The 12,881-nt window shown below is 43.3% G+C and carries 12 protein-coding genes; all 12 read right to left on the reverse strand.

The window, feature by feature from the left end; all coding sequences use genetic code 11:
• Positions 1-60: 60 nt before the first annotated feature.
• On the reverse strand, positions 61-1,317 hold the full coding sequence (locus C6Y45_RS07915; RefSeq protein WP_107584695.1) for an ABC transporter substrate-binding protein: 1,257 nt from the start codon (positions 1,315-1,317) through the stop codon (positions 61-63).
• A gap of 156 nt (positions 1,318-1,473) precedes the next feature.
• Complete coding sequence (locus tag C6Y45_RS07920) at positions 1,474-2,592, reverse strand: response regulator transcription factor (protein ID WP_160058237.1); 1,119 nt, start codon at positions 2,590-2,592, stop codon at positions 1,474-1,476.
• On the reverse strand, positions 2,570-4,279 hold the full coding sequence (locus C6Y45_RS07925; RefSeq protein ID WP_107584697.1) for a sensor histidine kinase: 1,710 nt from the start codon (positions 4,277-4,279) through the stop codon (positions 2,570-2,572). Before C6Y45_RS07925 ends, C6Y45_RS07920 begins: the two co-directional genes overlap by 23 nt.
• A 170-nt stretch (positions 4,280-4,449) precedes the next feature.
• Entirely contained in the window at positions 4,450-4,599 is a 150-nt protein-coding gene (locus C6Y45_RS17470) for a hypothetical protein (protein ID WP_160058239.1), read from the reverse strand.
• 506 nt (positions 4,600-5,105) lie between these two features.
• Positions 5,106-5,537, reverse strand: a complete 432-nt coding sequence (locus C6Y45_RS07930; protein WP_107584698.1) for a hypothetical protein — start codon at positions 5,535-5,537, stop codon at positions 5,106-5,108.
• Positions 5,538-5,667: 130 nt separating this feature from the next.
• A complete protein-coding gene (locus C6Y45_RS07935; RefSeq protein WP_107584699.1) occupies positions 5,668-5,937 on the reverse strand; it encodes a hypothetical protein in 270 nt (89 codons plus the stop codon).
• A 238-nt stretch (positions 5,938-6,175) separates the two neighbouring features.
• Entirely contained in the window at positions 6,176-8,914 is a 2,739-nt protein-coding gene (locus C6Y45_RS07940; protein ID WP_107584700.1) for a response regulator, read from the reverse strand.
• Between the two features lie 117 nt (positions 8,915-9,031).
• On the reverse strand, positions 9,032-9,691 hold the full coding sequence (locus tag C6Y45_RS07945) for a response regulator (protein ID WP_107584740.1): 660 nt from the start codon (positions 9,689-9,691) through the stop codon (positions 9,032-9,034).
• A 540-nt stretch (positions 9,692-10,231) separates the two neighbouring features.
• On the reverse strand, positions 10,232-10,444 hold the full coding sequence (locus C6Y45_RS07950; protein WP_160058241.1) for a hypothetical protein: 213 nt from the start codon (positions 10,442-10,444) through the stop codon (positions 10,232-10,234).
• A gap of 253 nt (positions 10,445-10,697) precedes the next feature.
• Positions 10,698-11,012 (reverse strand): hypothetical protein, encoded by a 315-nt coding sequence (locus tag C6Y45_RS07955; RefSeq protein ID WP_107584702.1) that lies wholly within the window; start codon positions 11,010-11,012, stop codon positions 10,698-10,700.
• A 153-nt stretch (positions 11,013-11,165) separates the two neighbouring features.
• The gene (locus C6Y45_RS07960) at positions 11,166-11,735 is read right to left on the reverse strand and encodes a hypothetical protein (RefSeq protein WP_107584703.1); all 570 of its coding nucleotides are present in this window, start codon (positions 11,733-11,735) and stop codon (positions 11,166-11,168) included.
• On the reverse strand, positions 11,732-12,658 hold the full coding sequence (locus C6Y45_RS07965; RefSeq protein WP_107584704.1) for a DUF6895 family protein: 927 nt from the start codon (positions 12,656-12,658) through the stop codon (positions 11,732-11,734). Before C6Y45_RS07965 ends, C6Y45_RS07960 begins: the two co-directional genes overlap by 4 nt.
• Positions 12,659-12,881 lie beyond the last annotated feature (223 nt).

Genomic DNA, 12,881 nt, shown 5'->3' on the forward strand with positions numbered 1-12,881 from the left:
CATCTCAATTCCTCCAGTACATCAGGAAGGAGGAGGGCCCGTGCCCTCCGCTTCCAGACATTAGTTTTCTTTTCGATAGCTCTCAAACATGGCTTCGAGGTCATTCAGGTATTGATCGATGTCTTCATGAATAAAGAAGTTCTGGCTGTGGGACCGGAAGTCCGCCTCTGCAGCGGTGCCGCCTTCCCAGTAATGGTTCGGCCAGTTGGCCACCTGATTGTTTTCTACGTGAGGGGCAAGTCCTTCCAGTACTGGATCCTGTACATCCACACCTTCAACGGCACTGAAGGAGCCATCCATTTCGGCAAATTGATCTGCCTCATCAATGAGGAATTCAACAAAGGCAAGCGCTTCTTCGGGATGCTCGGAATCTGCTGCGACCGACAGGCCGACGTCGACCCCGGAGATCGTCACGTTCTCTTCCGGTTCATTTGTCTGTGGAAACGGGAAGTATCCGAATTCTTCGTCAAAGTTTTCGTTCATGCCGCGGAGTGTTGGAAGAACCCACGCTCCCATGAAGTACATGGCGCCGTCCCCGTTGGCAAACATCTGGTTCGCCTGATCCGTGTCCGTTCCCATATGATCATTCTGCGCATATTGAATAATCTCCAGCATTTTCTCGGAGGCTTCACGCCACTCGCCGGATTCCGTTACAGTCTCTTCCCCATTGTTAAAACGCTCCCAGTAATCCGGGTCAAACTGCTGAGCAATAAAGTTTAAGTTAAAAATCGACGTCTGGTCGACGTTTTGGTTGCCCATAATAAGCGGTGTTTCACCGGCAGCATCCAATGTTTCAAAAGCGGCCGTAAATTCGTCCCACGTTTCAGGAGTATCAATGCCATGCTCCTCAAACGTTGGTTTATGGTATAAAACGCCGTTTGCATTCAGCGATAAAGCGGCGCCGTACATCCGTCCATCTTCAAGGTACCGGTCCTGAATTTCCGGGTTCAGCTGCTCAATAAACTCTTCGTCGGTCATATCCAGAAGATAATCATTGGAAGCCCGCAGAATGTAGTCTTCTTCTACAGGATACGTGATAAAAATGTCTGGAATATCGCCGGTGGAGAATCGTGTCGTGAGAACAGTCATCCCGTCCGGGACGGTATTTTGATCGATTTCAATATCCGGGTGTTCTTCTTCAAATTGGTCGATCAGCGTATCGAATGTATCCACTCCTTCAGGCTTCACCTGAAAAAATTCAACAACGGCTTTGTCCCCGTTCCCGCCGTTTTCACCGCTTGCGGCTTCTTCATTTTCTCCGCATGCTGCCAGCAGTAAAAATGGCGTGCAGGATAGTAAGTACATGGATTTTTTCATATTGTAAATCCCTCCTTGTTTATAACTATATAGAATCGTAAGCGCTTTCTGAATGAGAGGATCATTCGATTTATGTGGAATATTTTACGAAAGCGCTGTCATGAAGAAATAAAAAACCCTGTTAATGAAAATCATTAAAGGGTTTTACGTATCAGATCACGTCGACTGATGCTCCCGCCGGTAAGCGCTCGGGGTCATATGAAAATGCCTGCGGAAAATCTGGCTGAAATAGCGCTGATCTTCATAGCCGACGAGAAGTGCAATCTCATAAGCAGGTTTGTTCGTCTCCCGTAAAAGCTGCTCTGCTTTCTCCATTCGTCTTTGTTTTACATAATCGGAAAAGGAGATATGCATCGTCTGTTTAAATACAGTGCTGAAGTAACTCGGACTCAGTCCCACATGACGGGCAGTTTCTTCACTTCGAAGAGGTTCGCTTAAATGATGGTCAATCCATGTCTTTGCCTGCCGGACCGCCTGCAGGGAAACCGGTTCGATTTCCTGAAACGCACTATAGGATGCCGGTGTAATGATCGTTTCATCCATGTACTCCGCGCTTGCTGCATACATATAGACTTCATCCAGTGCTTCTGCCAGCTGAGAAGGAGAAGCAGGGCTGCTCCAGGCACCCTTTTTCAAGGCATTCTCATACTTAGAAAGCTCTTCCTCTAAAAAAGGCACACCATCCCCGGCACAAATTAAAAGCACTGTTCCCGGGCCTAGCGGGTACGAAAAACAAATACCGGAAGTATCTGATTTTTCCTTCCAGGAAATATCCTTTCCTTCTTTAACAGTTAAGTAAAACAAAGAAAAGCTGGAGAAAGGGAGAGTCACTTCCTGTTTGTGCTGTGTAGCTGCCTGAATCAGTTCTTCTTTCCAAAATCGTTTGTTCGTTTTCCGCTTTTCTTCCAGAGATGCGGCTGCCTGAAGGAGTGTTTCTCCAAGCTCTGCACGATCCAGAGGCTTCAACAAATAGTGAAACGCTTTATACTTCAATGCATCACGTACAAACTTAAAATCATCGTATCCGCTTAACACGATGATTTCATCCACCGACCGCTGCTGAAGCACCTCTTTTAAAAAAGAGATACCATCCATATCCGGCATTTTTATGTCTGTGACGACAATATCCGGTGCTGCTTCCTCAAAAGCGTGCAGTGCTTCCCTCCCATTACTTGCAGTAGCTGTCACTTCACAATAATACTCGCTCCAGGGAAAGGTTTCTTTTAGACTCTGCAGTAGCAGAGGTTCATCATCAATCAGCATTACCCGGTACATGCTCATCCCTCTTTTCTGGAAGTAGTAATCGTATGGTTGTGTTTCCCGGCTCGGAGCAGATGATCAGTCCGCTCTGATTTTGATAAAACAAATGAAGCCGTTCGTGCACATTCCTCACACCAAAACCATCTCCGGGCACCATACGGCCGCTGTTCAAGGCGAGAAGAACTTCTTCTGAAAAGCCGGGACCGTTATCATGCAACGTTATGTGAAGCGCACCGTCGATCTGTTTGGTTCGTACGGTAATGAATAAATCCGGAGCAGAACGGCCGTGCTCTATGGCGTTTTCAACCAGAGGCTGCAGGATTAATTTCAGTACCGGGAGGGCAGTTTCTGCCTCGGCTTCAATATGATAATCAAAGGACTGGACATGACGGACGCGCTGAATTTCCAAATAGCTTCGCACATGCCGAAGCTCTTCATCCAGTGGGATTTCATAGGGACCTTTTAGACTGATCCGTAACAGCCGTCCGAGATTCGTGACAAGATGCTGCGCTTCTTCTATTTTTTGAAGGCTGGTCAGAGCATTCACGGAATCCAGTGTGTTATATAAAAAATGTGGGTTGATCTGATGCTGAAGTACTTGAAACTGGGCGTCCTGTTTCTGGCTCTGCTCCTGTTCGACCTGACGGATCGTCGAGCGAAGATCCATCACCATGTGGTTAAACCCGGAAGCAAGCGTCGTGAACTCTGATTCACGATAAGCTCCCATCTGCACTTCAAGATCTCCCGTAGAAGCTTTGGACATCGACTGCCGCAGCTGCTGAAAGAAATGCAGAAGCCTCTGGGAGAACAGCTTATGGAAAAGAAACAGCAGTACGAGCAGTCCAGTGACGATACCGAGTGTAAACCATCGTGCCGGCTGCAGAATCTCATTCATGCTCTCCACACTCTTGAAAGAGACAAGCGTCCAGTCCTGTGCGGTTTTGGAAGCTGTGAATAAATACTCTCTCCCGTCCGCATCAAAGTAAGTTCCTGCATTCTGCTCCTGAGGGAGTCCAGCTGCAGAGCCGCGGAGAATATCCGGGTTCGTTTCATACACAATGCCGCCGTCACCGGTGATGATGCTCCAGTCGGTTTCACTGTTGGTCCCCAGAGAATCTGCCGCTTCCAGCACTTCAGGATTGATAAATAAAAAAAACTGGCCGAGTTCCCTGAGTGACTGTGGGTGAATGACACTTCTTCCCATCGTAAAATAAGCCTGCTCTGAATCAGCAATGGAAGGATGGGAAGGCCCGATCCACGTGTTTCTGCCTCTGGCTTCGCGGACAGACGCAAGAAAAGAAGATTCCTCAAGGTGGTAAAAGCGGGATTCCGGAGGTTCCAAAAAATAAAGAGGTTCTTCGCCGGGACGGAGGATATGAAAATCCTGGGTCCATTCATAACTGAAAGCCATCTGGGAGAGGGTGTTTTCATTCTGGACGCGCTGCATCGAAGATTCCCATTCCGATGTTGTTAACTGGGCCATCATGGGATCGGACGTCACCATGTAATCCGAGAAAGATTCGGCCTCCCGCATAAGCGAACGAATATTCAAATCGATTGCATGCTGCGTATCCAGCATATGTTCACTGATCTGTCCACGATAGATGGAAGTAGAAAACTCATATGTAATCCAGCCCGTAATAAGCAGCGGAAGCATCACTAATAAAAAGACAAGCATATGAAAACGGCGTCGAAGCGTCATCCGGCATCCCTCCCTGCAAGTACAAAAGTTGTTCCCTTTATCATATAGGGAAGAGACCAGTAAGAGAAGCCCGTATCACGTTTCTATGTAAAGTTCTACACGTTCTACCCGGCTTTTGGATAATACAAATTATTTATATGCCAGAGTGCCGCTGCCGTATCTTCCGTATGTCATCCCCACCCGACGGTTCCTGCTCCTTCCACCACTATAAACAGCACGGCTGTTGTCAGAAGCATGGCCATCCACGTAGGATGCAGCTCGAAAACCGTTGCTAACAACGCTCCCGCAAAGGCTGTGAATAATGCTGTACATAGTGCCATAACGAATGCAGCGGTCTTTTGTTATCATCGTTATACATGCGCCCCTCTTTCTTCATTGTAAGTGAGGTTTTCAGCCCCCTCAAGATGAATTGAACAAGAATTTCCTTTCATTAAATAAATTTTCCATTAAGCACCATTTTACATTGAGGTGCATTCTGTCAGAAATCTCCCAGGCCATGCATGAACTTGTATATCTTCTCTTAAGGGGGAAGCGCCCTTCTTCTAGAAGATATTTATTCCTTGTTCTGAGGTGGGATCAGTCCCGTTCTCCAATGTACAGTTCAACAAAGGTACTATCACCTTGTTTCTTTTATTTATTGTTTCCCTGCTGGAGCCGCAGGGGACGACTCCTGGGCGATAGAGGGCGCGCCCGGAAAGCGTTCCACGAAGGCGAAAGCAGGGAATCGGCTGCCTATGCTTAAAAACACCTTATAAACAGACTGAAACCACAGAGACGATACGTTCTCTGTGGTTTCAGTCTGTTGGTTAATACCTCCTTAAACTCTTTATTCTACAGAAAAAAAGCGCTTGAGTTTTTGGGTGCAGATAAAAGGTTCTGCTGCTTCCATAATCGCTTCTTCGGAAACGTTCAGGTGAAGGGCGAGATCTGACACTTTTGCTTCCTGCCCCTTTCTGGCAGAAAGAAGGTCGTTTGCTTTTTTTATGTCCCTGTTTTTGACCTGTTTTTCGACGGCCAGTTCCATTCTCTTCAGCTTCATACGAGCGACAGCATTTTTAAGAATCAGCCGTTCGCTGGCATCTCCTGTTTTATGAAGCATTAGGACTTCCTGATTGGATAGAAGGAGGCCGACAAATCGGTAAAGCGATACTTCTTCCGCTGTACCGGCAAACTTTTCTGCCAGTTTTTCCACCTTCTCTTCCAGTCTTAACATATGTAAAAACTTTCTTGATTCCAGTTCTTCCATTTTCATTGCCATCTTCATTCACTCCTTCAGTTTTTGAATTATTCCGGGCGTGGATACATTTTGCAGCTCTCAGAGCAGTTTTTTTATTCTTTCCATCGTATCGGAAGGTTCATTTTCAGCTTTCGGATCAGCGGACGGTCTGTTAACAGGCCGTTTGCCGCGCGGCCCCTCGATTCGGCTTTGCCAGAGAATAATACAAGTCTGCGATTCCAGACAAATACGCAAGAATCGTTTCTTTATTTATCATCACACCCAAACTCATAATTCGTCCCGCTATTTTCTCGTAGTCCTCTACTTTCAAAAACTTGATAAAATCATCTACCGTAAGTGAGACCCTGTTCACTTCCAAATAAATTTGATCATTTCTGCTCACTCGATAAGAAATAAACATCTGCATTAAACTATTATCCATCCCAGGGCCCCCTTTTTCTTTTCCTACTGGTTTAAAGTATAGACTTCATCTGCTGTAAGCGGTATCAGGACTTTCCCTGATTTTGGTCAGGTCTGCAGAACAAAGCGTACGATACAGCTTTTATACAGGGTCCTTATTATGAATCCCGGGCGCAAAAAAATCTCCCTCTTCCCGGCGGTTAAGCCCGCCGGGAAGAGGGAGATTATTAACAACATGGTTCGTTGCCGATGTATGAGAATCAAAGAGATTCGATAAAATGTTCCATCTCTTTATAATGTGTTTCAAGTTCATGGAAGCTTGATAAAACTGTTTCCCAATCCCCGCTTTTCGCTGCTTGTTGAATGACTGCACTTAAACGGGTAAATGTTTCTGCCTTAAGGACCGCGGAGCTACCTTTTAAACTGTGCGCAATTTCCGCTGTTTCGACTGATTTCTTTTGTTCAATAGCCTGCCGGAGGTTCTCTAAATAACCGGGTGCATCATTTAAAAACATTTGCAGCAGCTCTTTCACGAGGCTTTCATCTCCATAGCTTTCCTGCAGATTTTCCATGTTAATCGGGGGGTTCTGCGTCTCTGTCCTGTTTTCCGCTTGAAAGGAAAAAGGCTGACCGTTATCGGGCATCCAGTGTTCGAGAACTTGCTTTAACCTTTCCAGATTCACCGGCTTGCTTAAATAATCGTCCATTCCTGCTTCCAAATAATTTTCCTTGTCGCTTTTCATGGCATTTGCCGTCATGGCAACAATAGGAACAGCATAGTGTAACCGGCGGATTTCCTGCGTTGCTTCTATGCCGTCCATCTCAGGCATTTGAATATCCATTAAGATCAATGGATACTTCTGTTTTTTCACAGCTTCCAGCGCCTCTTTTCCATTCGTAACAGCCTCTGCCTGGTAACCTAATTTATTAAGTTGAAAAAAGGCGACTTTACGATTCATCGGGTTATCCTCCACAAGAAGAATCGGCTGCTCTTTGTTGATGATTTCGGTCTGTGGACTGCCTTTATGAGACGTGTCCAGGTTCTCTTTCATCGTTGATTCTTCTTCTGAAAAAAGTGGCCGGGCGACATTCGCAATACAGTCAAAAAGCTGGGATTGTTTCACCGGGGCTGTAAGAAAAGCTTTATATCCATCCGTCCCCTTTTCTTTCTGGCTCTGCTCCCCCAATAAAATAACATCCAGTTTAGAGAGGTGAGGGCTCTGCTTGATAACCTGCAGGAACATTTGGCTGTCCATGCCGGGATTTTTGAGGTGAACAACAGCAAGGTCATACGGCCGGTTGTTATTTACTTCTTTCTGCAGTTCGGCTAAGGCATCGATCCCGTTTTCGAAACTTGCATTTTCCATTCCCCAGGAACTTATATACTTTTCTAAAATTTCACGTTCCTCCGCATGATCGTTTAAAATGATGACACGGAGATTTTCGAGCTTCGGATCGATGTCTGTTTCCGCAGCAGGAGACGATTCAGGCAGAGAAAACGGAACGTCAAACCAAAAAGTGGATCCTTCCCCTTTTTCACTATTCACCCCGATATCTCCCTCCATTAATTCGACGAGCCGCTTCGATATAGCGAGCCCCAGTCCTGTACCACCATGCTTGCGGGTGATTGACCCATCGATTTGGGTAAATGGCTGAAATAAGCTGCTTATCTCGGTGCTGGATAAACCATACCCTGTATCTACAACAGAAAAATGAAGTACCACTATATTTTCATCCGTGATTTTCTTCAAAATGGTTCGGATCAGGACACTCCCTTTTTCCGTAAATTTGATGGCATTATCCGTCAAATTCAACAGGATCTGCTGTATTCTGATAGAATCCCCCAGCAGCAGTCCCGGGATCGATGGATCTATGTACGTTAAAAGAGAAATGTCTTTCTGCCGGGCTTTTGGCAGTAATATTTCAGCAATTCCTTCCACGAGAAGGGTCGGAGAAAACTGCACCTGCTCAATGGTCAGTTTGCCGGCTTCCATTTTTGAAAAGTCCAGAATGTCATTAATGATCGTTAATAAAGATTGTGCCGAACGCTCGACAACGTTAATAATTTCTAATTGTTCCTTGTCTAAAGAGGTGTTCATCAGAACATCCACCATCCCAATGATTCCGTTCATAGGGGTCCGGATTTCATGGCTCATGTTTGCGAGAAACTGGGATTTTAATTCCGAAGCTTCGAGGGCCTCGTCTCTCGTCAGGGCAAGTGCCTCTTCCATTTTCTTTCTATCTGTAATATCGACTCCTGAACCGACAATCTCACTGACTTGGTTATCCATGAAAATCGGGGAAAGCGTAATATAAAATACCTTCCCAGCAAACGCCCACTCATAAGTTACCGTTTCTCCTTCGAAAGCTTTCGCATGATAGTTGTCCAATTCTTTTGATATGGAGAGCGGAAATATTTCTTTGTTTGTTTTATTAAATGTGGAGGAGGTGGACAGACCAATCTCCTGGGCATTATAACCTTCCATTAACGTATACACAGGACGGCCTGCCGGGGCTTTTTCTAATTTGAATACGAGGTTCTGCAGGTTTTTTACCGTGTTTTCAAAATTCTCTCTCGTTGCTTTATCCAGCGCCTCTTCTGTTTTTCTTCTCTCGGTCATATCTTTTGTAATTCCGACAAAATGCATTTCTTCCCCAATAAAAAATTCCGTTACGGCAAGATCCATCGGAAAATGCGAGCCGTCTTTCCGCTGTCCGGTGACTTCCCTGCCGATACCGATTATTTTGGCTTCCCCGGTTTCAGCATAATTATTGATATATGAATCATGTTCTTTTTTATAAGGTTCCGGCATAAGCATCTTGATGTTGTTTCCTATCACTTCTTCCGCTGAATATTGAAATATTTTTTCAGCGCCTGAATTAAACGATTCCACTTCACCTTTGCGGTTAATCGTTATTATTCCATCCAGCACGTTATCAATAACTAACTGCGCAATTTGATCTCTTTCATTTAATTCTTCTTTACGGTTGCCGTTCATTTATTTACTCCTTTTTAAAGCCGGAAGCCTCTGTTTAAGTGAGATTGTAACGTAAAGGAAACGAATTCGCGTTTTTGTTTATGGAAAGGCAGACATCCGGTGCCGATAAAGATTTGTTCAGGTCTCTTTCTTTAAAAGTCCATTATTCAGGGCATACTCCACAAGTTCATACCGTTTTTGGAAGCCAAGTTTGTTCATCAGATTACTTTTATGAGTTTCCACCGTTTTTACGCTGATGAATAACTGAGCAGCAATTTCCTTATTGCTGTACCCTTTTGTGATCAGGATAAGAATCTCTTCTTCTCTTTCGCTGAGAAGCTTGTACGTGGAGAGGTCCTCCCCCTGCTTTACCCGCTGTAAAAAATCTTCTATGAGACTTCTCGTTTCAGAAGGATACAAGTACACCTGGTCTTTCATTACTTTTTCTATCGCCGTAAGAAGTTCTGAATCCAGCGCGTTTTTTAATACATAGCCGGAAGCTCCTGCCTGCAGCCCCTGGAACAAATCATTTTCGTCATCATGCATCGTCAAAATTAAAATCATCGTATCAGGCAGGCTTTTTTTAATTTCTTTAGTTGCTTCCAGCCCGTTCATACCCGGGGGCATGCTCAAATCCATGATGACAAGGTCCGGCTGTGAAGAGAGCGCTTTTTCCACGCCTTCTCTTCCATCGGTTGCCTCCCCGATCACTTCTATGTTTGTTTGCTTTTCAAGCAGCATCTTCACGCCGGCCCTCACAATCGCGTGATCATCCACGAGTAAGACACGGTAGTCCATTTTCATTATTAGGTTCCCCCCCTATTTTCCAGAATTGCGCTTTTTTACAGACCTGCAGTTTTCCTTTCATCATTCATGTCACTGTTGGAAAAATTATAAAATAATGCGTTTTCATTCTGCAGCCAGTAAAGGATGTCAAAGCTTAAGCTGCATTACGGAACAGGAAAAAGGGCCTCTACCCTGCCTCAAATGTGTATAAAGATAATTCAATCCTGTGCGGCAGTTTTAAACTTTTTCATCCTTTCATCCATTTTCCATATTATTGATCATCAAAATTATCATAACATTTCCACCTTACAAATATATGTATTTCTAAAAAATTATCGTTATATCACTATAGTGAAATACCTATGACAGCAAGGTTCTTCTCAGGTAAGGTGCCATTTCCTATGAGCGCGTAGAAGCTGGTGGGTACATGTCCTACTTATCTTATTCTTTCTCTGAATTTATCTGTCTTTAGTTAACTATTGCTTACAGAAGATGCCAATAAACGCTTATTTACTTTACGGGCAGAAATATAAAAAACGGCGTGGCCTCCCACTATTGGAGGCCACGCCGGCTGACTGTTAAAAATACTTCTTTGTGTATAAGGATGTGAGGAATGGCTTTCTCCTTCGGGGCAAGCTTTCCGGAGGGGACGGCCTCCACTAATTTTATCCGCCCGTCAGGCGGATAAAATGGATAGTCGCCGCGTCCTGATCCTCCCGGAGTCATGCCCTGCGGCTCCAGCCAGTGAAATATCGTTGCTATCAAAAAAACGCTGTTACAGCCGTTTTCTCTATTCAAAAGACATCTTCCCCTCTGGAACACTCCGGCGGGGTTGCCACGTCGAAAGGTCTTTTTCCATGTCCCGGGACATAGAAAAGAGCTGCAGCCGAGATCCACGACATGGCTGAGTGCAGGAGAGCCCTTGTAAACAGAATAGTTATTTCAGAAACAAGACTTAATCAAAACGATAACGGCGGAGCCTCCAACTTTTAGAGGGCCCGCCATATGATCGGGAATATTAATTTTGTTCCATATGATCCATTTCGTTAAAGTTTGCTCTCGGTTCTGCTCCCATTGTGCCGTGGTGTTCCTTGTACATCGCTTTTACCTGCTTCGTACTCATGTTCGGATGCATTTCCTTCATCATCTTTTTCGCCTGGCCAAAATTAATAACCGCATTGGAGCCCATCATATGCTGGTGCATTTCTTCCATGTTTATATGACCGCTGTTTTCTTCCCTCATATCCATTTCTCCACTCTGCGCGCTGACTCCCGTCATGCCTCCAGTCAAAATCATTCCAAATGCAAATGTTCCTATAATAAATTTTTTCATTTCATCAGCTACTATTTTGAGATTAATTAATTATGAAAACACTATACCCATAAACTGGGAATAAAGTGTTAAGCCCTTCAATTCTGAAGGTAATTCAAAAAGCAGAGCGTATGAATACAACCGACAAGTAAGTAGCAGTGCAGCTATTACAGTTTATTTTATAAGTTTCCTGTTTTGTACAGCTAACGCCCATAAAATATCTACTGTCAAACGAAGTAAAAAAATAACTTCCTGATCTTTGTTTAGAATACTGGTTTCCTTAAAATATAAACCAAAATAACCCTCAGGTTGTTGTTGATCCAATAGAAAATCTGTTGCTTCAACAATCCATCTTCCATGAAGGTTTAACTCTGCACTAATTCTAATAAGCGAAGCAACTACTGATAGGTCTCCTTTGCTTGCATAAGATAAAGCAATTCCACCTAAAAACTGATTCCAATTATTTATCTCTTCTCTGTCTACATTCCAAGTTTCAACATTTGAATTTCCTACCTGTTGAGCTAATTCAATTATTTCTTCGCGGTTGTAATTTATTAAATCTATCGGTGATTTTAGAATCTTGTGGACGTCGTCTGCTTTTTCAACTGTTAGTAACATTTCTTTTTTATGAATACTTTCTATAAATAATAAACCTAATTCACACAGTGCTCTATTTTGTTCTGGTACTTCCAGAGATTTAATCCATCGTTCGACATGTATTATTACCTCCGAAATATTTTTCATTTGGAAGCCTCTTTTTGTAATGTTTTATTTATCTCAACTGCGCATAAAAGCACGCCGACCAAGGTTGTGTGATAACAAAAACTGAACTCACTCTGTTCACTTTCATTTCTCTTATTTTTCATGGCAGGAATAGACCCATCTTCATTCCATGCGTTTAAAAATGCGTTCCTCGCATTTCGATACAGATAAGTATTATTTTTTTCTAAGAATGTCAGATTAATTAAAAGTTCTCCCATAAGATCATAATGACCAACACGCCAGTAATGTATTAGAAGAGCCTCTAAAACATTTGCTATCTCATCAATATCTGATTGAGATAAAGAAAGGGAACGGTTACCGAAGTCAGTCATATAAAATAAAGTATGTGTAATGGAATATGCTGCACTTTCATCAAGTGTTATTGTACTTTGAAAGCGACCCAAAATCGTTGAAGGAAAGTGTTTTATCCAGTCAGGCTCACCCTGCAAATCCGATTTCCATAAAAAGTACTCTAGATCCATTTTACGAAAGGGAACTAACTCGATGGAGTCATAATGCCCCCAATTTATCATATATTGATGACTTTCTTCGTAATAACCGCTTTTATATCCAGTCGATCTTAATTGTAAATAAGGGAACATCATGTGATAGGCCTCTTTTGGTCTTTTCCTCACAGCCTCAGCATACAGTTTATTTTTCAGATGATTCTCGAAAAAACTTTGCCAGTTAGAGATTTCCGCCTCAAACTCAAGATGATTTCTTTTTTTAAGATAAGTATAAAGAAGAGATAGTTCTGAAAACGCCTTTACGCCATCTAAACAAAGGTTATTATTCCTGGTGGGAGAAAAACTGTCCAAATGTTTATTAAGCCACGATAAAGACTTGGCTGCGAAAGATTTGTGCGTTAATAAAAAATCGCTCTTTAGTTCATTCTCTATGTTCAATCAGGTCACCTCCGCTTCATATGTAAGATGTAATATAGCTATGATTTTCCAAGCAATTTTAGAAATCTACAGCTATATTACAAATGTATGGCTTAGTGAATCTGTTTTTTTAAACTTTAACTTGTTCAAAAACACTGCCAAATTGTTTCAAATAGCCAGAGGGTTTAGTTTGCACACAACGATTTTATTTAATAATTAATTAACTAGATTATCTTTTTCTCGT

The sequence above is a fragment of the Alkalicoccus saliphilus genome (genome assembly GCF_003044065.1).
GTDB classification, from domain to species: Bacteria; Bacillota; Bacilli; order Bacillales; family Salisediminibacteriaceae; genus Alkalicoccus; species Alkalicoccus saliphilus.